General features: G+C 74.0%; 22 protein-coding genes and 2 pseudogenes. 12 read left to right on the top strand and 12 right to left on the bottom strand.

From position 1 onward, the window contains the following. Window positions 1-593: 593 nt before the first annotated feature. The 4 genes and pseudogenes from ABZ714_RS21760 to ABZ714_RS21745 all read right to left on the bottom strand — a co-directional run bounded on the left by ABZ714_RS21760 (window position 594) and on the right by ABZ714_RS21745 (window position 4,004). Window positions 594-1,979 (bottom strand): diaminopimelate decarboxylase, encoded by a 1,386-nt coding sequence (locus ABZ714_RS21760; RefSeq protein WP_358826933.1) that lies wholly within the window; start codon window positions 1,977-1,979, stop codon window positions 594-596. A 73-nt stretch (window positions 1,980-2,052) separates the two neighbouring features. Continuing rightward, entirely contained in the window at window positions 2,053-2,541 is a 489-nt protein-coding gene (locus ABZ714_RS21755; RefSeq protein WP_358826932.1) for an SAV_915 family protein, read from the bottom strand. 181 nt (window positions 2,542-2,722) lie between these two features. Continuing rightward, window positions 2,723-3,069: pseudogene (locus ABZ714_RS21750) on the bottom strand (VOC family protein). A gap of 92 nt (window positions 3,070-3,161) precedes the next feature. Continuing rightward, window positions 3,162-4,004 carry a helix-turn-helix transcriptional regulator gene (locus ABZ714_RS21745; protein ID WP_358826931.1) on the bottom strand — a complete coding sequence of 281 codons (843 nt, stop codon included), beginning with the start codon at window positions 4,002-4,004 and terminating at the stop codon, window positions 3,162-3,164. A 116-nt stretch (window positions 4,005-4,120) separates the two neighbouring features. Here ABZ714_RS21745 and ABZ714_RS21740 point away from each other — a divergent pair, with 116 nt between their 5' ends. Both ABZ714_RS21740 and ABZ714_RS21735 read left to right on the top strand, forming a co-directional pair. Further along, window positions 4,121-5,800: an AMP-binding protein gene (locus ABZ714_RS21740; protein ID WP_358826930.1), complete on the top strand. Its 1,680-nt coding sequence runs from the start codon at window positions 4,121-4,123 to the stop codon at window positions 5,798-5,800. Further along, on the top strand, window positions 5,797-7,452 hold the full coding sequence (locus ABZ714_RS21735; protein ID WP_358826929.1) for an AMP-binding protein: 1,656 nt from the start codon (window positions 5,797-5,799) through the stop codon (window positions 7,450-7,452). The genes ABZ714_RS21740 and ABZ714_RS21735 overlap by 4 nt, the downstream gene beginning before the upstream one ends. 46 nt (window positions 7,453-7,498) lie before the next feature. Here ABZ714_RS21735 and ABZ714_RS21730 read toward each other — a convergent pair whose 3' ends face one another. Next, window positions 7,499-8,026, bottom strand: coding sequence for a GNAT family N-acetyltransferase (locus ABZ714_RS21730; protein ID WP_358826928.1), 528 nt, complete (start codon window positions 8,024-8,026; stop codon window positions 7,499-7,501). Window positions 8,027-8,112: 86 nt separating this feature from the next. Between ABZ714_RS21730 and ABZ714_RS21725 the strand changes: the two are divergent. Then, window positions 8,113-8,229, top strand: a pseudogene (locus ABZ714_RS21725) (ABC transporter ATP-binding protein); the annotation flags it as partial. A gap of 42 nt (window positions 8,230-8,271) precedes the next feature. Next, window positions 8,272-8,472 (top strand): hypothetical protein, encoded by a 201-nt coding sequence (locus ABZ714_RS21720; RefSeq protein ID WP_358826927.1) that lies wholly within the window; start codon window positions 8,272-8,274, stop codon window positions 8,470-8,472. 52 nt (window positions 8,473-8,524) lie between these two features. Here ABZ714_RS21720 and ABZ714_RS21715 read toward each other — a convergent pair whose 3' ends face one another. Then, window positions 8,525-9,325, bottom strand: coding sequence for a hypothetical protein (locus ABZ714_RS21715; RefSeq protein ID WP_358826926.1), 801 nt, complete (start codon window positions 9,323-9,325; stop codon window positions 8,525-8,527). 230 nt (window positions 9,326-9,555) lie between these two features. After that, on the bottom strand, window positions 9,556-9,858 hold the full coding sequence (locus ABZ714_RS21710) for a hypothetical protein (RefSeq protein ID WP_358826925.1): 303 nt from the start codon (window positions 9,856-9,858) through the stop codon (window positions 9,556-9,558). 227 nt (window positions 9,859-10,085) lie between these two features. Between ABZ714_RS21710 and ABZ714_RS21705 the strand changes: the two genes are divergently transcribed. From ABZ714_RS21705 to ABZ714_RS21675, 7 genes are all read left to right on the top strand, one after another. Then, the gene (locus tag ABZ714_RS21705; RefSeq protein WP_358826924.1) at window positions 10,086-10,337 is read left to right on the top strand and encodes a hypothetical protein; all 252 of its coding nucleotides are present in this window, start codon (window positions 10,086-10,088) and stop codon (window positions 10,335-10,337) included. 164 nt (window positions 10,338-10,501) lie between these two features. Next, window positions 10,502-10,855, top strand: a complete 354-nt coding sequence (locus ABZ714_RS21700) for a helix-turn-helix domain-containing protein (protein WP_358826992.1) — start codon at window positions 10,502-10,504, stop codon at window positions 10,853-10,855. A 187-nt stretch (window positions 10,856-11,042) separates the two neighbouring features. After that, window positions 11,043-11,609: a 2-oxo-4-hydroxy-4-carboxy-5-ureidoimidazoline decarboxylase gene (uraD, locus tag ABZ714_RS21695; RefSeq protein WP_358826923.1), complete on the top strand. Its 567-nt coding sequence runs from the start codon at window positions 11,043-11,045 to the stop codon at window positions 11,607-11,609. A 119-nt stretch (window positions 11,610-11,728) separates the two neighbouring features. Continuing rightward, window positions 11,729-12,106 (top strand): hydroxyisourate hydrolase, encoded by a 378-nt coding sequence (uraH, locus tag ABZ714_RS21690; RefSeq protein WP_358826922.1) that lies wholly within the window; start codon window positions 11,729-11,731, stop codon window positions 12,104-12,106. Between the two features lie 4 nt (window positions 12,107-12,110). Further along, a complete protein-coding gene (gene pucL, locus ABZ714_RS21685; protein ID WP_358826921.1) occupies window positions 12,111-13,058 on the top strand; it encodes a factor-independent urate hydroxylase in 948 nt (315 codons plus the stop codon). Window positions 13,059-13,138: 80 nt separating this feature from the next. After that, window positions 13,139-14,551, top strand: a complete 1,413-nt coding sequence (locus ABZ714_RS21680) for an 8-oxoguanine deaminase (protein ID WP_358826991.1) — start codon at window positions 13,139-13,141, stop codon at window positions 14,549-14,551. A gap of 88 nt (window positions 14,552-14,639) precedes the next feature. Further along, window positions 14,640-16,886 (top strand): HEAT repeat domain-containing protein, encoded by a 2,247-nt coding sequence (locus ABZ714_RS21675; protein WP_358826920.1) that lies wholly within the window; start codon window positions 14,640-14,642, stop codon window positions 16,884-16,886. A gap of 14 nt (window positions 16,887-16,900) precedes the next feature. On the opposite strand, the gene ABZ714_RS21670 is transcribed toward ABZ714_RS21675, so the two are convergent. From ABZ714_RS21670 to ABZ714_RS21650, 5 genes are all read right to left on the bottom strand, one after another. After that, window positions 16,901-17,512, bottom strand: coding sequence for a TIGR03086 family metal-binding protein (locus ABZ714_RS21670; RefSeq protein WP_358826919.1), 612 nt, complete (start codon window positions 17,510-17,512; stop codon window positions 16,901-16,903). A 482-nt stretch (window positions 17,513-17,994) separates the two neighbouring features. Then, window positions 17,995-19,290 carry a M20/M25/M40 family metallo-hydrolase gene (locus ABZ714_RS21665; RefSeq protein WP_358826918.1) on the bottom strand — a complete coding sequence of 432 codons (1,296 nt, stop codon included), beginning with the start codon at window positions 19,288-19,290 and terminating at the stop codon, window positions 17,995-17,997. Between the two features lie 158 nt (window positions 19,291-19,448). Further along, window positions 19,449-21,002, bottom strand: a complete 1,554-nt coding sequence (locus tag ABZ714_RS21660; protein WP_358826917.1) for a tRNA-dependent cyclodipeptide synthase — start codon at window positions 21,000-21,002, stop codon at window positions 19,449-19,451. A 54-nt stretch (window positions 21,003-21,056) separates the two neighbouring features. Next, window positions 21,057-21,533: a DUF6092 family protein gene (locus ABZ714_RS21655; protein WP_358826916.1), complete on the bottom strand. Its 477-nt coding sequence runs from the start codon at window positions 21,531-21,533 to the stop codon at window positions 21,057-21,059. Next, window positions 21,508-22,074, bottom strand: a complete 567-nt coding sequence (locus ABZ714_RS21650; protein WP_358826915.1) for a nitroreductase family protein — start codon at window positions 22,072-22,074, stop codon at window positions 21,508-21,510. Before ABZ714_RS21650 ends, ABZ714_RS21655 begins: the two co-directional genes overlap by 26 nt. Before the next feature lie 319 nt (window positions 22,075-22,393). Between ABZ714_RS21650 and ABZ714_RS21645 the strand changes: the two genes are divergently transcribed. After that, window positions 22,394-23,353 (top strand): fibronectin type III domain-containing protein, encoded by a 960-nt coding sequence (locus tag ABZ714_RS21645; protein WP_358826914.1) that lies wholly within the window; start codon window positions 22,394-22,396, stop codon window positions 23,351-23,353. Window positions 23,354-23,409 lie beyond the last annotated feature (56 nt).

Genomic DNA, 23,409 nt, shown 5'->3' with positions numbered 1-23,409 from the left:
GGACGGGCCCCGTCAGGGGCGCGGGGAACTGCGCGACCAGCCAGCCACCTGCCAGCAGGTGGACCAACCACACCAGGTGGCAGCATCCCCTCCCCCGGGACGGGCTCCAGCACCAGGAGACATGACCAGTCGGCGTGGTCGGGGGGTGCAGGGTCGCCCCCGCAACGGGCGGCGGAGAAGATCGGGTCTCCTAAAGGAGACCCTCACTTCCGCCGTCCGTGAGGAGGTGAGCCCGGAGGCCACCGACCCTCCCGACGCCGCACAAGTGCGCCCGCATGCCGCTGGAGCAACGGTCACATCTCCCTCAGCCCCGCCGGCGCCTGAGGCGCGAAGACCCCGCCTGGCCACAGGCAACCCCGGCACCAAGCGGGCCGGGGACCAAGCACCCCACAGCGGGAGGCGACCCCGCCCCGCCGGCGCCTGAGGCGCGAACAGACCCGCCTGGCCACAGGCACCCCACACCCGGCGCCCGGGGCGGCGCACCCCACAGCGGGAGGCGCCCCCGCCGGCGCCTGAGGCGCGAACGGCCCCGCACGAGGCGGGGAGCCCCGGCACCAGGCGCCCCGACGCGACGCACCCCACAGCGGGAGGCGCTACAGCCCGATGTCGCGGGCGCGGTGGAACTCCGGTGTCTCCCGGCGGACCAGCAGCCGCGAGCGGCCGTCGGCGACCGCGATCACCGGCGGGCGGCCCGCCGGTTCGCGCGCTGACGACCCCGACAGGTGGTACGCCCCCGAGGCCGGAACCGCCAGCAGATCACCGGGGCGGATGTCCTCGGGCAGCTCCACCCCGTCCGCCAGAAGGCCGCCCGGGCCGTCCGGATCGTCGTACGGGCCCACTACCGTCGTCGCCCGCATGGGCGCGGCGGAGGGCCGTCCGATCAACCGGACCGCGTACCGGGTCCGGCCGTCGCCGGTACCGCCGTCGACGGCCACCAGGGTCCGGGCGCCGGGTGACCGCCGGACCGCGAGTACCCGGTGGAGCGCCACCCCCGCCGGTGCCACCAGGGACCGGCCAGGCTGCGCCGTCAGCCGGGGGAGCGGGAAGTCGGCTTCGGCGCAGTGGCGCAGCAGGGCGTCCCGGGTCCGGCGGGCGTAGGCGGCCGGGGCGGGCGCCGGGGCGCCCGGGAGTCCGGGCACGGCGGGGTCGCCGCCGAGGACGACCTCCGGCAGCGCGATCCCGAAGCGGTCCCGGATCCGGGCCAGGAACGCCACCAGATGGCGGACCGCCGCGGCGTGGGGCTCCGGTGCCGTCAGCCGGGAGCCCGGCCGGCAGTGCAGTCCGACGAGTTCGAGGCCGGGCTGGCCGAGGATGCGGGCGACCGCCTCCTCCGCCTCGCTGGCCGCGATCGACAGCCCGAAGCCGCGGTCGCCGCCGACGGTACGGCCACCGCGACGGCCACCGGGCCCGGCCTCGGACACGGTCCCGGCTCCGGACACGGCCCCCGTCGCGGATACGCCTCCCGGCACCACCCGGATCAACACCTGCTGCGGGTCGGGCCCCGGCACCCGGGAGGCGAGCCGGGCGATCTCGCCCGCCGACTCGATCACGATCCGGCCCACCCCGAGCCGGGACGCGGTCCGCAGATCGCGCGGCGACTTGGCATGGCCGTGCAGCACGATCCGGTCGACGGGGAAGCCGCGGGAGGCCGCGAGCTCCAGCTCCGCCGCCGACCGGACCGCGAGCCCCAGGCCCTCCTCGGCCATCCAGTCCACCATCGCGCGGCAGAGGAACGCCTCGGCCGCGTAGACCACTTCGGCATCGGGCAGCGCCCGGCGCCAGGCCCGGGCGCGGGCCCGGACCTCGCCCTCGTCGACGACCTGGACCGGGGTCCCGTACCGCCCGGCGAGCTCCGCCAGCGGTACGCCCGCGACGGCGACGTCCCCGCCGGGCGCGGCGACGGCCGACGCGGGCCACAGCGGCGGCCCGGTGAGTTCGGGGATCGACACGGGTACCGGTATCGCCGGTATCGCCGTCATCCGTACACCTCCAGAAGTCCGGACAAGGGGAAGAGGGAACGAGGGGGAAGAGGGAACAGGGGCCGGGGCCGGGTCAGTTGCGCGCGGCACGGCGGTGGTCCGTCGCCGGGGCATCGGGGGCCGGGTCCCGGCGCCGTACGCCCGGCTGTGCCGTCCTCGGCGCCGTACCGCCGCCGGGTGCCGGGAGCGGGGCCGTGAACAGGGGGTCGACCGTCACCAGCGTCACCCCGAGGGGTTCCGCCAGGGCGCGCAGCGCCGGTTCGGCGAGCCGGATCCACCGGGCGTCCCGGCCCATCGCCGCGGCGAGTCTGCGGGGGTCGGTGAACGCGACGGCGGTACGCGCCCCCAGCGGGGTCCGCAGGAACCGGAGCCGGCGCCCGCCCGCAGAGCCGAGCCCGACCGGTACGTACAGCGGTCGCGACGGGCCGGGCCCGGGCCTTCCGGCAGGTCGTCCGGCGGGCCGTTCCTCGGGGTCCGGGGCGTCCGGGCCGCCGTCGGGCGCGGGGATGCGGACACCGTCGTGGCTCCGGGGGCGGCTACGGGTGGGGGCGGGGCTTTCCATGGCGCTGCGTCCTTCGGTTCACGGGTGTTCCGGGCACCGAAGCTATGCCCGTACCGGGACCGGGAGGGACATTCCATGACGCGTCGCTGATCGTCCCGTACCGAGTTTTGACGCCGTCCTTGCGCGGGCGCCCGAGGGGCGGACGCCGGGCCGGGCCGGGGGAGACCTCGGCGCGGAGACCTCAGCGGTGGGCCAGTACGTTGACCACCCGTCCACCGGGGTCGCGTACGAAGAACCGCCGTACGCCCCACTCCTCGTCCCGCAAGGTGTGGACGATCTCCGCACCGCTGTTGCGCACGGCCTCGTAGGCCGCGTCCACATCGGCCACCTCGATACTCAGATCGGGGTCGACCGGCGCCGTCGTGTCGCCGGTCATGACGCTGATCTGCGCCGCCGGGGCGGACGGGGGGCCAGCGTCACGATCCAGCCGTGGTTCATGACCTCCTGGAAGCCCAGGAGGCCGTAGAACTCGCGGCTCTCCGCGACGGCCTCCGACCGGATGTCGGGTACGACACGGCGAACGGCCATCGACGACTCCCGGGTTCTGAACGAACGAATCTGCTGTCCCTCCAGGAGTGCAACGGCCCGCCCGCCACCGCACGCGCCGTCGCCGCACTCCCTTACGGCAGCATCCCCGCCCGGCGGGCCGCGACCACCGCTTCCAGCCGGGTGTGCGCGCCCAGCTTCCGCATCGCGCCCCGCAGATAGCCCTTCACGGTCTCCGGCCGCAGCCCGAGCCGTTCCGCCGTGGTCGAGTTGGTGGCGCCGGAGGCGACACAGGCCAGTACGTCCAGTTCGCGGGGGGAGAGCGCGACCGGCGGCGGGACCGCCTCGACGGCCCCTTCGGGGGCGACCGTCGCACCGGAGAGCCGGCCGCAGACCCCGAGGATCGTGTCCCGCAGCCCGGGGTCCACGACCTGCGAGGCGAGCGCCCTCAGCTCGGTGTGGATCTGGCGGACCTCCTCCCAGCAGCCGCTGTCGGCGATCGGCTCGCGGGTGCACGCCAGCAACTCCTGGACCTCGTCCCGGACCACCAGGGCCTGTTCCACGTCGCGCGCCGCGGCCACCGCCGCGTCGAAGACCCGGTCGCCCAGCGCGACCGGTCTGCGCAGCGCCCCGTAGAGCACCCCGCGGACCCGGCGGCGGACCACCACCGGGACGGCGAGCACCGACCGCAGTCCCTCGGCCGAGACCGCCGCGTCGTACTCATGACTGATATGCCGCGAGACGTGGTAGTCCGTCACCGCGCACGGCCGGGAGAGGGCGATGGACTTCCCGCCGAGGCCGTTCCCGGCCGAGATGCCCAGTCCGTGGAGCGCCGCCGTCAATGCCCCGCTGACATGGGCGATCCGCAATCGGCTCGTCTCGTGCAACAGCCCGCCGAACACCACGGGCAATCCGCTGCTGCGGCGCAACCCCACCAGCGCCGCCTGCATTTCCACCGCCTCGGCCGGATCCGGCATGGCCCTGCTTTCCTTCGTGGCTCGCCTCGTATCCGCACCACCCCCGATCGGGGGTGGTGAGACCTACGTCACTGATTACACGATGCTACTGAGTGGTGCGGCAAGGAGGAGACCACATGGCGACAGGCGATGCGACACGGGAGTTCCGGGCGGCCCGGGACTTCCTGCTACGGCACCGGGAGGACTACCGGGGCGCGTACGACGGCTTCGTCTGGCCGCGTCCCGAACACTTCAACTGGGCCCTGGACTGGTTCGATGTGATCGCCGACGGCAACGACCGCACGGCGCTGCACATCGTGGACGAGGACGGCACCGAGACCCGGCTGAGCTTCGAGGAGCTGGCCCGCCGCTCGGACCGGGTCGCCAACTGGCTCAGGGCGCGGGGCGTACGGCCCGGTCACCGGGTTCTGGTGATGCTGGGCAACCAGCGCGAGCTGTGGGAGACGGCGCTCGCCGCGATGAAGCTGCGGGCGGTCGTCATCCCGGCCACCCCGCTGCTGGGACCGGCCGATCTGCGGGACCGGGTACGCCGGGGCCGGGCGGCGCATGTCGTGGCGCGCTCCGCCGATGTGCCCAAGTTCGCCGAGGTGGGCGGGGACTACTCGCGGATCGCGGTCGGACCTGCGGTCGAGGGGTGGCTGCCGTACGAGGACGCGTACGGCGCCGAGCCCGAGTTCACCCCCGACGGTCTCGCCCGATCGGACGACCCGCTGTTGCTCTACTTCACCTCCGGCACCACGGCTCGCCCCAAACTCGTGGAACACACCCACACCTCCTACCCCATCGGTCATCTGGCGACGATGTACTGGATCGGGCTGGGCCCCGGCGACGTCCATCTCAATATCTCCTCGCCGGGCTGGGCCAAGCACGCCTGGTCCAATCTCTTCGCGCCGTGGAACGCGGAGGCCACCGTCTACATCCACAACTACCAGCGGTTCGACGCGGCCCGGCTGATGACCGAGATGGACCGGGCGGGCGTCACCAGCTTCTGCGCCCCGCCCACGGTCTGGCGGATGCTGATCCAGGCCGATCTGCGGCAACTGCGGAATCCGCCGCGCGAGGTCGTCGCCGCCGGTGAACCGCTGAATCCTGAGGTGATCGAGACCGTCCGGCGGGAATGGGGCGTCACGGTCCGGGACGGCTTCGGGCAGACGGAGTCCGCCGTCCAGATCGCCAACACCCCGGGCCAGCTGCTGAAGGCGGGGTCGATGGGGCGGCCCAGCCCCGGCTACCGGGTCGCGCTGCTCGATCCGCTGACCGGGCGGCCGGGGGCCCGGGAGGGCGAGATCGCGCTCGATCTGACGGTCCGCCCGGTGGGGCTGATGCGGGGCTACCAGGGCGACGCCCGGCGTACCGCCGACGCCATGGCCGACGGCTACTACCGGACCGGGGACATCGGCGCCCGCGACACCGACGGCTACATCACCTACATCGGCCGCTCCGACGACGTCTTCAAGGCATCGGACTACAAGATCTCCCCGTTCGAGCTGGAGAGCGCGCTGCTGGAGCACGAGGCGGTCGCCGAGGCGGCCGTGGTACCGGCGCCCGACGCGGTACGGCTCGCCGTGCCGAAGGCGTACATCACCCTGGCCGACGGCTGGGAGCCCGGCCCCGACACGGCCAAGGCGCTCTTCCGGCACTCGCGGTCGGTGCTCGCCCCGTACAAACGGGTCCGGCGGATCGAGTTCGCCGACCTGCCCAAGACCGTCTCCGGCAAGATCCGCCGGATCGAGCTGCGGGAACGCACCGCGACCGGAGCCGTCACCACCGAGTACGACGAGGGGGACTTCCGATGACGCTCATCGACGACCACGCCACGCGCCTCGGCCACGGGGAGGGCGACGGACTCTCCTACGACCACGGCACCGGCGGCGGCCCGCTGCTCGGCGACACCATAGGACGCAACCTCGACCGGGCGATCGCGGCCTGGCCGGACCGGGAGGCGCTGGTCGACGTGCCCACCGGACGGCGCTGGACGTACGAGGAGTTCGGCGCCGACGTCGACCGGCTGGCCCGGGCCCTGATCGGGGCCGGGGTCGGCATCGGCGACCGGGTCGGCATCTGGGCCGTCAACTGCCCCGAATGGGTGCTCACGCAGTACGCCACCGCCCGGGTCGGGGCCGTGATGGTGAACATCAACCCCGCCTACCGGGCCCATGAACTGGGCTACGTCCTGCGGCAGGCCGGGGTCTCCCTGCTCTGCGCCACCCTCCGGCACAAGCTCAGCGACTACCGCGACCTGGTGGAGCGGGTCCGGGCCGACTGCCCCGGGCTGCGCGCCGTGCACTACATAGGCGACGGGTCCTGGGACGGGCTGCTGACGGCGGCGGAAGGGGTGACCGACGGGGAGTTCGCGGCCCGGGAGGCGGCGGTCTCCTGCGACGACCCCGTCAATATCCAGTACACCTCGGGCACCACCGGCTTCCCCAAGGGCGCCACCCTCTCCCACCACAACATCCTCAACAACGGCTGGTTCGTCGGAGAGAGCCTGGACTACACCCAGCAGGACCGGATATGCATACCCGTGCCCTTCTACCACTGCTTCGGCATGGTAATGGGCAATCTGGCCGCCACCTCGCACGGTGCGTGCATGGTGATCCCGGCCCGCTCCTTCGACCCCGAGGCGACCCTGGCGGCCGTCGCCGCGGAACGCTGTACGTCCCTGTACGGGGTCCCCACGATGTTCATCGCCGAACTCGACCACCCCCGGTTCGGCGACCACGATCTGACGTCCCTGCGGACCGGCATCATGGCGGGCTCGCCCTGCCCGGTGGAGGTGATGCGCCGGGTCGTCACCGAGATGAACATGGCGGGCGTCGCCATCTGCTACGGCATGACGGAGACCTCGCCCGTCTCCACCCAGACCCGCCGCGACGACGACATCGAGCGGCGTACCGGCACCGTCGGCCGGGCCCTGCCGCATATCGAGGTGAAGATCGTCGACCCGGTCACCGGGGTGACCCTGCCCCGGGGCGAGGCGGGGGAGCTGTGCACCCGCGGCTACAGCGTGATGCTGGGCTACTGGGACGAGCCCGACCGGACCGCCGAGGTGATAGACGCCGGGCGGTGGATGCATACCGGTGATCTCGCCCTGATGCGGTCCGACGGCTTCGTCGAGATCGTCGGCCGGATCAAAGACATGATCATCCGGGGTGGGGAGAACGTCTACCCCCGGGAGATCGAGGAGTTTCTGTACACCCATCCGCAGATCGCGGACGTCCAGGTCGTGGGGGTGCCGGACGCCCGGTACGGCGAGGAGATCGTGGCGTGTGTCGTCCCCAGGGACCCCGCCGACCCGCCCACCCTCGACTCCCTGACCGCCTACTGCGAACAGCGGCTCGCCCGCTACAAGATCCCGCGCAGGCTGGAGATCGTGGACGGCTTCCCGATGACGGTCAGCGGCAAGGTCCGCAAGGTGGAGCTGCGGGAGCGGTACGCCACGGACTGACCGGGCACGGCCGGTGGCCCGGGGCCGACGGCGCCGACCGTGATCGTTAGAGCTTCGTCGCCGGGCCCGGGAGGTCGCGCCGCATACAGACCCGGGGCCAGCGGTCGAGACCGTGTTCCTTCTCCGTCCGCCGGATCTCCCGCAGCCCCTCCGTGAGCTCGGACTCGGCCAGCACCCGGAAGCCGATCCTGCTGTAGTACGGGGCGTTCCACGGCACCTCGGCGAAGGTGGTGAGGGTCAGCGCCGCGAGTCCGCCGGCCGCCGCCCGGTCGCCGAGCCGGTCGATCAGCGCGCGGCCGAGGCGGCGGCCGGCCGCGTCCGGGTGGACCGACACCTGCTCGACATGGGCGGCGCCGTCGACCGTGTCATGGATCAGATAGGCCAGCGGCCGGTCGTCGGCGCCGACGGCCACCCAGGCCCGGCCACCGGCGCGATAGCGCTCCAGGACGTCCGCCGCCGGGGGCTCGTCGTCGGCGATCTCCACCATGCCCAGGGCCCGGAACGGCTCCCCGGCGGCCCGCTCGATGTCCTGGAGCAGGGGCAGATCGGCGGCTTCGGCCCGTCGTATACGCATGGAAATCAGTATCCACCGGCGGGGCGCCCGGTGGCGGAGGCGGGTGCGCCGGGTGCGGCCGGGGGCCCGGCGCGACCGGGGCCGAACTGCGCGGCGCGGCCCGGCGGGCCGGGATCCTCGACCGGATCGAGTCGCTGCCCGACGGCTGGGACACTCTGGTCGGCGGGGGCGGGGCCACGGTCTCCGGCGGCCGGCGGCAGCGGCTGCCGCCGGCCCGCGCGCTGCTGGCCGACCCGCCCGTCCTGGTGCTCGACGAACCCACGGAGGGGCCGGACCCGGCGACGGCCGCCGCCGTACTCGCCGATGTCCTCGACGTCACCCGGGGACGTACGACCCTGCTGGTCACCCAGCAGCGGGCCGGGATCGAGGCCGCCGATCAGGCCGTGACGCTCGACGGGGGACGGGTCGTGGCCGTGACCGCGGCCGTATCGTCCGCCGCCGTCTGAGCGGGGCGGCGGCGTGCGTACCGATAGGGGCGTTATATCGCGTTGCGGCGGGTCATGGCGCGCCCGATGCCAGCAGTCGCCGGGCCGGGCCGTTCACCGGCTGGGGTTCGCCCGCGAGATCTACTGTGAACAGCGGTATCGCCAACTCGTCCGCCCGGGCCAGGGCCTCCTCGGTATATCCGGCGAGCGCGAAGTAGACCGAGGTCGCCGCGGCCGTCAGGCCGTTGAGCCAGAGACACTCCACATCGCGCAGGGTCGTCCGCAGGGTGGAGGGTTCGACCTGGGCGATCACGCCGCGACCGCGCAGATCCGTGCCCGCCGGGGTCCGGGGCCCCGCCGGGGTCCCCGCGCGGGGTTCGGGCTGGTGCACCACCTGCGGCACCACATCGCGGTAGCCGAGCCAGGTCAGATACCGCCCGGCGGCGTCGACCGCGTCCCGGGCGGTCCTGATGGGCACCGGCCGGAACCGGGGACGCGGCTCCTCGCCGGTACGCGGCTGGGGTACGCGTTCCACCGGATCGGCGGCCCGCGCGGGGGCCGCGACGGGCGGCGGGCCGTCCGCCGCCGCGGCGTCCTCGTCCCGCGCGTCCGGGGTCAGTACCGGAGGGCGGAGCAGGGTCCCGCAGGGGCAGCCCACTTCGGGCCGGGGCCAGTCGTCGTCCCGGCCGCAGCTTTCGCAGTGGACGGTCACCCATTCGTCGTCCCAGACCCGGCGGCGCAGCACTTCCGGTGCCGCGGTGCCCCGCAGGGGGACCGATACGGGGGCACCACAGGGGCAGGGGTAGACAGGTGAGACGTAGCGATGGTCCAGATGGCAGGCGGGGCAGCGCAGTTGGACCGGCTCGGCCGTCATGGCGTCCCCCTCTGTCGTCGTCCACCCGTACGCGGCGGTTGTGCGGTGCCGGTCGTTCGGCCGGGTACATGGTCCCGCACCCGGCGGGTGCCCGGGAGCCCCCACTCGCCGGTAGTGATCCGGACGGGGCGCTTCGTGGGCGCGGGCGGGGCGCCGTACGCCCCCGGAAAACCGAAGTCGCTGGAGAGGACAACGGTTTGCGGTGGGGAGAACGCCGATCCGGCGACGACTCACGCGGAGAGGGCCGAGATGGCCACGGCCGGGCAATCAGGGCCGCCACCGGGGCTCGTCCCCGTGGACGAGGAGATCTGCCGGATGTGCCGCTGGACCGACGGCGGCTTGACCTGGGAGGACGGCTGGCCGACCGCGAGTATCTGCGACTGCTGCGGTACCGAGTCCGGGATCGGCGACATGGGCCGGCCGGGCGACGAGGCCACGTTGAACGGGATCCGTTCCTTCCGCGGCTGGTGGGTGGGGAACGGCGCCGTCTGGAGGAGTCCGTACAACAAGCCCCGGGACTGGGATCTGCTCACACAGCTCGCACGGATTCCGCCGCACTGGCGCCGAGGCGCGCGGACGGACCGGCGGACGGGTGGAGGTCCTTGTGGCGGACCGGCCTCCGGTCCGGTGGTTGGGGGCGGGCGGTTCGCGCGACCGGGAGGACGGCGGGGCGCGGCCCGGCTAGGGTCGCCTCGCGGCGTCCGCACGGGCCTCCGCCGACCGGAACGCCGCTGTCGCGGCGGGGGAGCGAGGGCACCGGATGCGACTGACGGTGGAGTTCACGACCGAGCCCTTCGACCTCGACCGGACGCCCCCGCACGCGATCGCCGCCCGCGAGGTGATGCTGGACGCCGGGGTGGACACCGTCGACGTCGGGCCCTTCGGCAATACGGCGGAGGGGCGGGCCGATACGGTGCTCGCCGCCGTGGACGCCCTGCTGCGCAGCTCCTTGCGGGCCGGGGCGACCCGGATATCGCTCCAGGTCAATGTGGTGCCGGGGGAGGGGCGATGAATCCTCCCCCCGACGTCCGGCGGCCGGTGTCCGGCGGACCTTCCGGTACGGCGCCGGGCCCCGGCTCCGCCGGACCGGCCACGAGCACCGGCCACGGCGGCGGCGGTGCCGGGTGCGGCGGCGAAGGTGCTGATGGCGGCGGCGAGGGCGCCGACCCGCATCCGCTGACCGCCGCCGTCCGTCCGCTGACCGACGCCATCGGCGCCGAACTCGTCCGCCCCGAACTCGCCGGACCCGACGACGTGGTGCTCTCCTGGGAGGGCCGCGCCGTCGTCGCCGTACGGCTCCCCGGGCTCTCCCACTCCCTCGACCGGATCCTGGCGGCGCTGGAGCGAGACCACGGCAAGCCGCTCGCCGAACTGGACCGCAAGGAGAAACAGCGGATCGTACGGAATCTGGAGGCCCGGGGCGCCTTCGCGGTCCGCCACGGCGTGGAGACCGTCGCCGGGGCGCTCGGCGTCAGCCGCTTCACCGTCTACAACTACCTCAACCGGGAGCGGGCGAGCGGGGGTCGTTGAGGCCGGCAGGCCGGGCCGAACCCCCCGCCGTGCCGGCCGGAGTTTTTCAACAAAGTGTTGACGCCGGATGGCGGAGCGCGTTAGCTGGGCGGAGCCCGACGAGCGGGCCCACGGCCGTCGGAACCGACCGGGGGACGCGCCGATTCCGGTCGGCCGGACCCGTGTGACCAGCAGCCACGGAGGTCCCGTGACGTCGAGTCCACCACTCCGGGGAACGCGTGCCGCGCCCGGCTCCCTTGGCGGTCCGGCGGAGCCCGACGGGCTCGGCCGGTTCAACTCCGCCCCGGAACGGGCCGCCGGTGCCGCGCTCCACGCGATCTGCGCCAGTACGGCCTGGCGGGACGCCCTGCTCGGCGGCCGTCCCTATCCGACCGCGGACGGGCTGCTCGCCGCCGGCGACGCCGCGACGGCCGCGCTGACGGCCGGTGACCTGGCGGAGGCGCTGGCGGGCCATCCGCCGATCGGCCGCCCGGAGCCCGGCGACCCGGTATCGGCCCGCGAACAGCGGGGCCTGGCGGGAGCGTCCGACGCGCTGCGGGCGGAGCTGCTGGAGCTGAACCGCGCCTACCAGGAGAAGTTCGGCCATGTGCTGCTGATCCGGGCCACCGGCCGGACCGCCGAGCAGCTACGGGACGCGGCCCGGGCCAGGGTCGGCCATTCGCCGGAACAGGAGCGGGCGATCGTCCGGACCGAACTGGCCGGGATCAACCGCATCCGGCTCACCCGGCTCCTCGGCTCCGTACCGGAAGGCTGACCCTTCCTGTCAGTCCCTTCCGTCCCTTTCCCGATTCGGCCCGGGGCCTACCGACCGGCCCCCGGCATTCGCCGGAGTGCGGCCCTCCCCGGGCGGCACCGCCGAGGAAGCGCAGGCAGATGAGTACGGAGACCACCGCTTCGGTATCGACCCACGTCCTGGACACCAGTACCGGACGCCCCGCCCACGGTGTCCCCGTCCGATTGTCGGCCCGGTCCGGGGCGACAGCCGGGTGGACGGAGTGCGGCGGCTCCACCACCGGCCCGGACGGGCGCTGCCAGGACCTTCCGGCACCGCCGGAGGACGCCACCCGCATCCGGCTCGACTTCGGGACGGAGACGTACTTCCGGACCGGCGCGGCCGGGGCCCACGACGGCGACCCGGACCCGGTGTTCTTCCCGGAGGTGACGGTCGCCTTCGCCGTCGTACCGGGCGAGCACTACCACGTACCCCTGCTGCTCAGTCCGTTCGGCTACTCCGTCTACCGAGGGAGCTAGGACGATGCCCGTGATCCTCGGCCAGAACCAGTACGGCAAGGCGGAGAACCGCGTGGTGCGGATCGTCCGGGACGGCGGCACCCACCACATCAAGGACCTCAGCGTCTCCGTCGCGCTCGGCGGTGACATGGCGGAGACCCACCACTCCGGCTCCAACGCGACCGTCCTGCCGACCGATACCACCAAGAACACGGTCTTCGCCTTCGCCAAGGAGTACGGCATCGCCTCCGCCGAGCAGTTCGGCATCCGGCTGGCCCGGCACTTCGTGACCTCCCAACGGGCCGTACACCGGGCCCGGATAAGGATCGAGGAGTACGCGTGGGAGCGCGTCGCGCGCTCCCGTACCCGCTCCGGGTCCTGTTCCCGCACGTGCTCCGGCCATCCGGGGCCGGACGGCGTACAGCACTCCTTCGTCCGCGCGGGACGGGAGACCAGGCTCGCCCAGATCAGCTATGACGGCGAATCGTGGGAGGTGATCTCGGGGCTGACGGAGCTGACGCTCCTCAACACCACGGACTCCGAGTTCCGGGGGTACGCCAGGGACCGGTACACCACCTTGGAGGAGGCGTACGACCGGATCCTGGCGACCGATGTCACCGCCCGCTGGCGGTACGGCTGGACCTCGGACCAGCACCCGGCGCCCGACTGGGAGACGTCGTACGCCGAGGCCCGCGGGCACATCCTGGAGACGTTCGCGGGGACCTACTCCCGCTCCCTCCAGCAGACGCTCTACCGGATGGGCTCACGGGTGATCGAGGAGCGGGGCGAGATCGACGAGATCCGGTTCTCGCTCCCCAACAAACACCACTTCCTGGTCGACCTCGAACCCTTCGGGCTGACCAACGACAACGAGGTCTACTTCGCCGCCGACCGGCCCTACGGGCTGATCGAGGCGACCGTACTGCGGGACGGCGCCGACGCGGCCATCCCGGTGGACATGACCAACCTCTGACCCCCGTATCGGTCCGGCTCGGGTCATGGCGAAGCCGGAGCGACCGGACGTCGGAGCAAGAGGAATCGGAGGGACCGGCCATCCCGGAGGAAAACGAGCCCGAGACGGCGGCGGGCGCGGCGGAGCAGCGGATCGTCATCGAGAACTGTGCCGTCGCGACGGTCGACGCCCACGACACCGAGTACGCCACCGGCCATGTCGTCGTCCGGGGCAACCGGATCGAGGCGGTCGGACCGGGCCCCGCGCCCGGCGGACCCATGGGCCCGGTCCGCCGGATCGACGGCACCGGCCATCTCGTCACACCCGGTCTGATCAATACCCACCACCACTTCTACCAGTGGCTCACCCGGGGCCTCGCCACCGAACACCACCTCTTCGACTGGCTCGTCGCGCTCTACCCCGTCTGGGCGCGGATCGACGAACCCATGGTCCGCGCGGCGGCCGAGGGGTCGCTGGCGACGATGGCCCTCGGCGGGGTCACCACCGCCGCCGACCACCACTACGTCCATCCGCGCGGGGCCGGGGACCTCACCGGCGCGGTCGTCGGCGCGGCCCGCGAACTGGGCGTCCGGCTCACCCTGGCCAGGGGGTCCATGGACCGGGGCGCCTCGGACGGCGGACTGCCGCCCGACTTCGCGGTGGAGAGCCTGGACGGCGCGCTGACCGCCACCGAGGAGGCGATCGACCGGCACCACGACCCGTCGCCCGGCGCGATGACCAGGATCGCCGTCGCGCCCTGCTCCCCGTTCTCCGTCTCCGCCGAACTGATGCGGGAAGGCGCGGCGCTGGCCCGCCGGAAGGGCGTACGGCTGCATACCCACGGCTCCGAGACCGTCGAGGAGGAACGGTTCTGTCATGAGCGGTTCGGGATGGGGCCCACCGACTACTTCGCCGAGACCGGCTGGCTCGGCGACGATGTCTGGCTGGCGCACTGCGTCCATCTGAACGGTGCCGACATCGCCGCCTACGCCCGGACCGGAACCGGTGTCGCGCACTGCCCCTCCTCCAACGCCCGGCTCGCCGCCGGGATCGCGCCGGTCCCCGAGCTGCTCGCCGCCGGGGTCCCCGTCGGTCTCGGCGTCGACGGCACGGCGTCCAACGAGACCGGGGAACTCCACACCGAACTCCGCAACGCGCTGCTGGTCGGCAGGCTCGGCGGCCGTCGCGCGGCAGCCCTGACCACCCGTCAGGCGCTCCGGCTCGGCACCTACGGCGGTGCCCGGGTCCTGGGCCGCCAGGCGGAAACCGGCTCCCTGGAGCCCGGCAAACTCGCCGATCTGGTGCTCTGGCGGCTGGACACCCTCGCCCATGCCTCCATCGCCGACCCGGTGGCCGCGCTCGTGCTGGGCGCCCCGGCCCCCGTCACGCTCTCCCTCGTGGACGGCCGGCCCGTGGTCGAGGACGGCCGCCTGGTGACGGTGGACGAAGCCGCGATCGCCCGTGCCACCCGCGCGGAGGCCGGACGGCTCGCGGTACTCGCCCGCGCCGAATAGATACGTATCGCGGGGCGGTTGCCGGTCTTGCCGGTCTTGCCGGTCTTGTCGGTCCGTCGGTCCGGCCGGGATGTCAGACCCTCGTGGGATGCTCGGCAGCATGGATCTCGAACGGGTTTTCGTCGGCATCGACGCCGTGCGCTGGGCCGAAGCCGAGCACGCCTACGGCGCCGCGGAGGACGTTCCCGGGCTGCTGCGGGCCCTCGCGGGCGACCCGGACGAGGCGTCCGAGGCCCTTGACGAGCTGTGGGGGAGCATCGTCCATCAGGGGACGGTGTACGGGGCGAGCGCCGAGGCCGTGCCGTTCCTCGCCCGGCTGGCCGCCGCCGGAGTGCGCCCCGCCGAACTCCTGGCCCTGCTCGGCGCGATCGCCTCGGGCGCCGAGGACGGCCGCCCGGTGGGGCCCGCCCCGGCCGTCGGCTGCCGGGCCGCCGTCGCCGCCCGGCTCCCGCTGATCCTGCCGCTGATCGACGACCCGGACGCCCGGATCCGGCGGGCCGCGATCTGGGCCGCCGGGGCCACCGCCGACCCCGCCGCCCTGCCCGCCCTGCACCGCCGCCGCGCCGAGGAGAAGGACCCGGTCGCCCGGGCCGAGCTGCTGGCCGCGCTCGCCAGGGCCGACCCGGCCGGCGCGGTGGAACGGGCCGGGGACACCCTGGCCGACGGCGACGGCGACGGCGACTGCGCCCAGGCCCGGCTGACGGCCCTGGTGACCGTCGCCGAGGCCGGAGCGGCCTGGACGGAGAGCCACCGGGACGCCCTGCTGTCGCTGCTGCCCGCCGCCCCGCTGGTCTCCGGCCGGTTCGCCGCCGCCTACGGCGCGCCCCTGCGCCATGTGGTCGACGTCCTGCTGGCCAGGGAGACCGGACCCGGCCGCGAGGCGGCGTACGGAGTGGTCGAATCGGCGCTCCGGCTCCCCGGCGGCGACGCCCGCGCCGAAGCCCTCTGGGCCGCCGAACACCTCTGTACGGTGTCGCGCGGCGCGCCGCCCCGGCTCGCGCCCGTCCTGGTCTCCCTCCTCGACGACCCCGCCTTCCCGCACACCGCGTCGCTCCTCCCGGTCCTCGAACGGCTCGGCGACCACGCGGCGGCCGCCGTACCCGCCCTCGCGGCCCTGGCCGAAGGCGGCGGCGAACTCGCCGCGCGGGCCCTGGAGGTACTGGCCGGAATCACCCCGGCCGGGGCCGCCCGTCTGCTCGGCCGCGACCTCGGCGCCCGGGGCCGTACCGTCGCCGTCCTGGTCGAGCGGGCACCGGCCGTCGGCGCCCTGCCCCTGGCCTACACACCCGAACTGCTCAACTCCATCCGGATCGCCCTGACCTCCGTCGACACCGGCTGGAGCCCGGCGCACCCCGCGGACCGGCTCGCCGGGCGGCAGCTCGCGGACCGGCTCACCGCCTGGGGCGGGCTCGCCGCCGCCGCCCTGCCCGAACTGACGGCGCTGTTCACCCGGGCCCCCGCGGAGTTCGCCCCGGCCGTCGTCGCGGTCTGCCCGCCCGAGGCCCGCCGGGAGACCGCCGCCCTGCTGCGGCGTACCGCGTCGGCCGGAGAGCCCGCCGACCGGTACGCCGCCGCCGACGCCCTGCACACCCTCACCGGGGAGAGCGAGCCCTTGATCGACCTGCTCAGGGACGCGCTGGCCGGCGGGTCCGACGCCCTGCCGACCCGGGAGCACATCGCCCGCGCCGCCGCCGGACTCGGCTCCGACGGGCTGGTGCTGATACCCCGGCTGCGGGCCGCTCTCGCCGGTCCCGCGGCGGACGCGCCCGAAGCCGAACTCCTCGCCGACACGGCCACGGCCACGGCCCTGGCCCGGATCACCGGCGACCCCGGTGAGGCGGTCGCCGTCCTCCAGGACGTCCTCACCGCGGCGGCGGGCCGCCGCACGCCCCGGGTGGCGCATCGCTGCGCCGGGGCCGCCGCCGAACTCGGCCCGGCGGCCCGGCCCCTGGTCCCGGCGCTGACGGGCCTCCTCGACGCGGCATGTGCCGTCCCGGCGGTGATCCTGGCGCTGTACGCGATCGGGGCGCCACCGCCCGGCGCGGCCGGCCTCGTCCTCGAATCCCTCGAACGGGGTATCGACCCGCCCGGCTGTCTCGCCGCGTTGGAGCGGCTGGGCGCCGAGGCCCTGACCCCCGCCGACACGGCCCGGCTGACCGACCTCGCGGAACGCGACCGCCGCGTCCGGGACCCGCTCGACACCGGGCGGGCCATCCGGACCGACGACGAACTCCGCGCCGGAGTACGGGCCCTGCTGGCGGCGGGATCCGGGACCGCCGGACCGGGCCGCGTCCCCGGCCGGACCGCCGATACCGGACTGCCGATACCGGGCTGACGCGGCCGCCCCGGCTACCGGGGCGACCAGTCCGGGCGCCGGCCGCTGAGGGCGACGACCCGGTCGAGCAGCGGCGCGTCCGCCGGGACGGGGACGGGCGGGCCGAAGATCGTGCCCCGGGTCGGATCGTCCTCCCCGGCCGCCGCCAGCAGGTCGTGCGCGACCCGGAGCCCGTCCTCCGGCGGGTCGTACGGCTGCCCGGTGGCCACCGCCAGATCCCAGCCGTGGACGATCAGTTCGTCGAGAGCGACCCGCCCGGCGATCTCGGCGGGCATGGTGACGCCCCCGGCCCTGGTCATGCCCTCCCATGCCTCGGGACGGCTCCAGGCCGTCGCCAGCTCCCTCAGCCGGACCGGCAGCACATCCCGCCAGTCCCGCTCCAGGACGGGCCGGGCGCTGTCCGGTGCGGTGTTCGTGGTCTGCCCCAGATCCTTGCGCCCGGCGTCCCGGAAGGCGGTCGCCAGCATCGACAGATGCCCCAGCAGCTCCCGTACCGCGTAGTCGGGACAGGGCGTGGGGGCTTCGAGCCGGGCGTCGTCGACACCTCCGAGGAGGCGTACGACCGCGTCGGCGGCGGGGCGGAGGGCGGGCGCGGGGGCCGGGGCAGGGGGCTGTGTCGAGTCCATATCAACAGAGACTCGGGCACGGCCGGGAATTCATCGCGGGCCACGCCGACGCGATCCGGCGTGTTCCGGTACCGGGCGCGCCGTGGCCATGCCGCGGGCTCCCGGGCGCGGCCCCCTGCGGCTCGTGGCGTGGTTTCCTCGCGCCCCTGGGCGACCGCCCGGGGGCGGCGGCCCCGATGGATAGGTTCGCCTTGCCTAATTGAGTAACCCCGTGGTGCGGCCACGCGCGGTGGGACGGACCGGGCTCGGGCGGAGGATGCGGTGGGGGCGAAACATCTCTCGCGGCGCTCCGTCCTCGGCCGTTCCGCCCGTCGCCAGCGGCGCGATCTCGGTATCGCCTGGAGCGTCGGTGCCGCCCACCGACACCGTACCCGCCGGGGGTCGGCACGGCGCCGTACCCGCCGGGGGCTGAGCCGACGGCCCCCGGCGGGTCACCAGCGGCCGGGGGTACGCCGGGCCGCGCTCCGCCCCGCTCCTCTCGGTCAGCCCAGCAGCTCACCCGCATAGAGCGCGTACACCTCGGCCGTCCGGTGGAGCGCCGCCTCCTCCACGTACTCACGGGGCCCGTGCGACACGTCCAGCCGGCCGGGGCCGTACCCGAAGGCCGGTACGGAATGCCGGGCGTACCAGCGGGTCTCCAGGATCCCCGGACAGAGTTCGAAACGGGCCGGTACGCCCTCGACCGCGGCGACCGTACGGGCCAGCACCCCGGCCGCCGGATGCCCCGGGTCCGTCGCGGCGGACGGCTGGAGCTGGGTCCGGACCACCGTGACCTCGGTCCCGGTCTCCCGCGCCGCCTCCTCGATCAGTGCCCGCAGCCGCCGCTCCTCCACGACCGGGTCCTCCTCCGGGTTGAACCGGCCGTCGATCGTGAAGTACGCGGTCCCCGGTACGACATTGAAGTTGGCGCCGCTCCCCGCGAGACCGCCGATCACCAGCTGACTGCCCGGCGGATCGTCGGGGCCCGTGGCGAATCCGGTCGGGCGCCCGGCCAGCTCGGCCGCGTACCGCTCGACGGGCCGGACCAGGTCGAGCATCCGCAGAAAGGCGTTCACCCCCCGCTCGGCCTGTCCGACATGCGCCTCGGTGCCCCGGACGTCGACCCGCAGGGTGAGCGCGCCGCGCGCCGCGTGCCAGATCGCGCCGCCGCTGGGCTCGGCGGTCAGTACGGCCAGCGCGCCCGGGTCGATCAGGCCCCGGGCGACCAGTTCACCGGCGCCCGCGACGCTCCCGGTCTCCTCGTCGCACACCAGGTGCAGCACGATCCGGCCGTCGTCGATCAGGCCCAGCTCACGGGCGGCGACGGCCCCGTAGACCATGCCGACGACGCCGCCCTTCATATCGGCCGTACCGCGTCCGGTGATCCGGCCGCCCGCCCGTACGGCGCTGAACTGCCCCCGGTCCTGGGCCGGGACGACGTCGAAGTGGCCGTGGAAGTAGAGCAGCCGGTCGCCGTCGCCCACGGTCGCCCGGACGACCGCCGGATCCTCGGGACCGGCGGGCGCGGCGGTGACCGGCAGCAGCCGGGCCTCGATCCCCAGCCCGGCCAGGGCGTCCCGCAGGGTGGCGGCACAGCGGCCGAGTTCCCGGCCCGGCGGGTTCTCCGACTCCACCGCGACCAGCCGGATCAGCAACTCGGCCATCTCGTCGGTCCGTTCGCCGAGCCAGGCCCGGACCCGCCGCCGGGTCCGGTCGTCCGGCACCGGACCGGGTGGGGCGAGGGGAGTGGGGGAGTACCACTGCGCCTGCGCCCGCGACTGCGCGGGAGTGTTCGTCATGACGGCCGCCCTTCGCCGGAGTTGTCGATCTCGGCGCATGGTAGGCCGGGGCCCTTGGGCGCGGGCAGCCCCTTTCCCCGGGTTCCGGGCGGGACGGAATCGGGGCCGCCGCCCCCGCCCGGGCCGGCCGGGGCGTCCGGCCCCGGCCGGCCACCGGGTCAGGCCCCCGACAGAGCCGTCTCCGCAGGGCGCGACCGCTCGTCCGCTGCTGACCGACCAACCGGTTTGGCCCGCGCACTCAACAGCAGGTTCACCGGCTCGCCCGCACCCGGTGGAAGACCGTCGAGCGGCTCCCACACCGGATCGTGGAACCCCGCCTCCAGCAGGACCTCCTCGATGGTCTCGCGGCGCCAGTAGCGGGCCGGGAGCACGGTCGGCGGGATCGTGGGGATGGTCAGCGGCGAGGGATCGCCGTCCCGCGCGTTCTCCGGACGGTGGACGACCAGCCCGTTCATCTGGACGGCGCCCGCCGGGAGCCCGGGATTGCCGACATAGGCGACGAACCGCCCGCCGGGCACCAGGTTCGCCCGGATGCTCTCCAGCATGCTCCGCAGGTTCGCCCGGCTCTCCGCGTAATGCAGCACGGCGACCGCGACCGCCGCGTCGAACCGGCCGAGTTCGGGCATGCCCGCCGCGTCGTGCACCGCGTACCGCACGCCCAGCGGCTCGCGCTCCTCGAACCGCCGCGCCACCTCGACCATCCCGGGGGAGACATCCACGCCCAGGACCTCCGCCGCGCCCCGGCGCCGCAGCAGCCGGGTGTACGCCCCCGACCCGCAGCCGACGTCCAGGACGGCGGCCCCCTCGACCGGGCCGATGGCCCGGAGCAGGGACGGGATCTCGATCAGGGTGCGATAGGTGCTGAACACCCTCTCCACATCGGTGTAGTCCGCAGAGATCTCGTCGTACTGTTCGATGAGTGTCAATTCGTCTCTCCTCTGGCCGGAGGGTTCGGATGGGTCGGATAGGTCGAAACGGTCGGAAGGGCCGGGCAGCAGGGTTCCGAAACGGCCCCCGGACGCGGGTCGCGGCGGGCGGACGACAAGGAAGCCCTGGCGGGGATTGCGGCTGAGGCAGCCCAGGCCCTCGAACATCTCCCGTACCACCGGCATCAGTTTGTGGTAGCAGGTGACGGAGGTCGGGACCCCGAGGATGGCCGGGGTGTCCAGCAGGAACGGCAGCTCGGCCCGGAGGTACTCGATACCCGCCTGGAGCAGCGCGGCCCGGGCCGCCGGGTCCGGGTCACCGGGCGCGTGGCTCGCCACCAGTTCGCGTACCTGCTCCTCGGCGGAGGGGGTGAGTACGCCGCGGTCGCCGAGGTCCGTATCGATCCGCCGCAGCACCGCCAGATACTCGGGCAGTCGGAGGTAAGCCGAGAGCGGTCCGACCCGGATCCGGCCCTCCTCGGCCGACTCGGTCATCTCCAGGGCCCGGCGGATCCTCCGCCGGACGTCCTTGAGCATGCTCTTCGTCCGGCTGGCGGCCTGTTCCGGAGTCATACCGGTGGCCAGCAGCATCGGTTCGATATGGGTGTCGATGTAGAGCAGGTCGACCCGGGTGAAATGCCGCTCCGCCCAGGCCAGCAGCGCGCCCAGCCGATCCTGGCTGAAGTAGCTGTTCCCGGTACTGACCCCGATCAGCGCGTGGTCGCCGCGCAGGAGGAGTCTCTGACACGTCCGGGTGACGGGCAGAACGTCGAATCCCGTCGTCATATCACGCTTCCTTCCGGGGCTCGCCCCGTCGTGGTGCCGGTCATCGGCCGCCCCTCAGACGGCCGGGGCGGGGGCCCGTACCGGGGCCGGTGCGATCAGATCGGAGTCCCGCAGCAGTACGGTGAACCGTCCGCACAGATCGTCGAGGAAGACGGGCAGATCGCGCGGGGTCATCGGACCGCACATGAAGTCCTCCAGCTCCCGGTGGAGCCGGTCCAGCTCCTCGTGGCCCACTCCCCGGCGGCGCAGCAGGACCAGCACCCGGCGGGTCGCGTCGACACACCGGAAGGTGCCGTACACCTGCGGTTCGTCCAGCAGGCCCCGCCCGCTGCTCAACAGATAGGCGGCGAGCAGCAGCAACTCCTCGTCGGTCGACGGGTCGGGGTACGGGGTCCCGCGGCCCGCTCCGCCTCCGGTCGCGTCCGCCCCCGTGGCCTCGGCAGCCGGTGCGGTCCCGGTACCGGCGGCCTCCGGCGGGCCGCCGCCGTCCGGTTCATCGGCGGACTCACGCGTCGTGCCCCCAGTAGTCATGGCTGATCACCTCTTCGCGGTTCCGGCGCTGTGGTGAGACCAGGGGCCGCCTCGGCTGCCCCACCGGGACCAACAGCAAGGGTTCGATGTGTTCGGGCAGTCCCAGCAGCAGCCGGACAGCCGGTTTGCGGAAGCTCGCGGCGGGACAGCCGCCGAGACCGATGGCGTGCGCGGCGAGCAGCAGGTTCTGGACGGCCATCGCCACGCACAGCAGCCCCTCGTCCCAGAACTCGCCGTCGTCCTTGACGGCCCGCGAGCGGTCGAAGCAGGCCACCACGAGCAGCGGAGGGGGCTCGATCACCCCCGGCGAGAAGGCTCTCAGCAGCCGCAACGTCCGGGGATCGCGGACGGCCACGAAGGACCATGCCTGTTTGTTGCCGCCGCTGGGCGCCGCCAGCAGGGCGTCCAGCAGCCGGTCCAACTCGTCGTCGCCGACGGGCCGGTCGGTGAACTGGCGGACCGCGCTCCGGGTCCGCAGCACTTCGAGGACTTCCGATCCGGCCGAAACCGGTACCGGGGTCGGGCGATTCCGCGTCGACATCTCCGTCTCCCGCCTTCCTGACGCAGCCGGGCCGTGAACGCGCCTGTCCCCGGGGACGAGTGCGCGGGGAACCGGCCACGCCGTACGAGACGGACGGACCCGGGAGAATAACTGTGGCACGTACAGCGGACTGCCCGGCCGGTCACCGGGAAGGGTTCACCCGGGCGGGCTCTAAGTCGGACTTTCCGCCCGGCCGGGCCCTTCCCCGGGGATCCCGAAAGGGAGCCGGGGCAAGAGGGGTTGATCCGGAGCCGGACCGGCGCGATATTGGACCCGTTGGTCTGGACCATTACCACGCTCTCGCCAGCGGAGGCCGATCGTGCGCCATCCCCCCACTTCCGCCGCGCTGTTCGGCGCCGCCGTCCTGCTGCTGCTCACCGGCTGCTCCGACGGCGGGGAGAAGAAGGACACCAAGCCGCCCACCACCCCCACCGGCGTCCACGCCGAGGCGGGCAGCGCCACCTCCGTCCACCTCATGTGGCACGCCGCCAAGGACGACAAGGCCGTCACCGGATACGAGCTGTACCAGAAGGACCGCAAGGTCAAGACCGTGCCGGGCGACCGGACCATGGCCGATGTCGAAGGGCTCACCCCGGCGACCGCGTACACCTTCACCGTCCGGGCCAGGGACGCCGCGGGCAATGTCTCCCCGGCGGGCCCGCCCGCCGCCGTCACCACCCCCGCCCCCACCCCGGACGACAAGAAGGCCCCCACCACCCCCACCCGGCTGCGCGGCACGGTCGACGGCCAGCGGTCGGTCACCCTCAGCTGGGGCCGCTCGACCGACGACTACAAGGTGACGGCGTACGACATCTACCAGGAGGACACCCGGATCCACAGCGCCGCCGGGACCGAGACCAGTACCAAGGTCCCCGGACTGCGCCCCGGCATCGTCTACTCCTTCACCGTCCGGGCCCGGGACGCCGCCGAGAACTCCTCGCCCGACAGCAACGCCGTCGACCTGACGACCCGGCCCGCCGCGGGCAAGGGACCCAGCACGGCCCCCACCGATCTGACCGCCGAGGTCGCCGATGGCCGGATCGACCTCAGCTGGCTCCCGCCCGACCTCGGCGGGGACGTCAAATCCCATGAGCTGTACCTCAACGGGAAACTCGGCACCACCATCGTCTGGGGCGGCGACCCCCCGGACGGCCGGGCGAAGTACACCATGGTGGTCACCGACCCGCCCGGTACCCGCTACAGCGTGAAGGTCCGGGCCAAACTCCCCGACGGCAAATGGGGGGACTTCTCGGCCCAGCGGACGGTGGTCGTCCGCTGAACCGCGGGTGCGGGGGGCGGGCCTGCCCCCGCGCGGGGGCGTCCGGCCGCGCGGCC

The sequence above is a fragment of the Streptomyces sp. NPDC006798 genome (assembly GCF_040635975.1).
In the GTDB taxonomy this organism is placed as follows: Bacteria; Actinomycetota; Actinomycetes; order Streptomycetales; family Streptomycetaceae; genus Streptomyces.
The sequence above is the reverse complement of the archived record's forward strand: the minus strand, read 5'-3'. Positions and strand labels throughout refer to the sequence as shown.

Coding starts and splice junctions, on each gene's coding strand:
- ABZ714_RS21760 (WP_358826933.1), bottom strand. CDS start 1,979: ATGACGGCGATACCGGCGATACCGGTACCCGTGTCGATCCCCGAACTC.
- ABZ714_RS21755 (WP_358826932.1), bottom strand. CDS start 2,541: ATGGAAAGCCCCGCCCCCACCCGTAGCCGCCCCCGGAGCCACGACGGT.
- ABZ714_RS21745 (WP_358826931.1), bottom strand. CDS start 4,004: ATGCCGGATCCGGCCGAGGCGGTGGAAATGCAGGCGGCGCTGGTGGGG.
- ABZ714_RS21740 (WP_358826930.1), top strand. CDS start 4,121: ATGGCGACAGGCGATGCGACACGGGAGTTCCGGGCGGCCCGGGACTTC.
- ABZ714_RS21735 (WP_358826929.1), top strand. CDS start 5,797: ATGACGCTCATCGACGACCACGCCACGCGCCTCGGCCACGGGGAGGGC.
- ABZ714_RS21730 (WP_358826928.1), bottom strand. CDS start 8,026: ATGCGTATACGACGGGCCGAAGCCGCCGATCTGCCCCTGCTCCAGGAC.
- ABZ714_RS21715 (WP_358826926.1), bottom strand. CDS start 9,325: ATGACGGCCGAGCCGGTCCAACTGCGCTGCCCCGCCTGCCATCTGGAC.
- ABZ714_RS21705 (WP_358826924.1), top strand. CDS start 10,086: ATGCGACTGACGGTGGAGTTCACGACCGAGCCCTTCGACCTCGACCGG.
- uraH (WP_358826922.1), top strand. CDS start 11,729: ATGAGTACGGAGACCACCGCTTCGGTATCGACCCACGTCCTGGACACC.
- pucL (WP_358826921.1), top strand. CDS start 12,111: ATGCCCGTGATCCTCGGCCAGAACCAGTACGGCAAGGCGGAGAACCGC.
- ABZ714_RS21675 (WP_358826920.1), top strand. CDS start 14,640: ATGCTCGGCAGCATGGATCTCGAACGGGTTTTCGTCGGCATCGACGCC.
- ABZ714_RS21670 (WP_358826919.1), bottom strand. CDS start 17,512: ATGGACTCGACACAGCCCCCTGCCCCGGCCCCCGCGCCCGCCCTCCGC.
- ABZ714_RS21665 (WP_358826918.1), bottom strand. CDS start 19,290: ATGACGAACACTCCCGCGCAGTCGCGGGCGCAGGCGCAGTGGTACTCC.
- ABZ714_RS21660 (WP_358826917.1), bottom strand. CDS start 21,002: ATGACGACGGGATTCGACGTTCTGCCCGTCACCCGGACGTGTCAGAGA.
- ABZ714_RS21655 (WP_358826916.1), bottom strand. CDS start 21,533: ATGACTACTGGGGGCACGACGCGTGAGTCCGCCGATGAACCGGACGGC.
- ABZ714_RS21650 (WP_358826915.1), bottom strand. CDS start 22,074: ATGTCGACGCGGAATCGCCCGACCCCGGTACCGGTTTCGGCCGGATCG.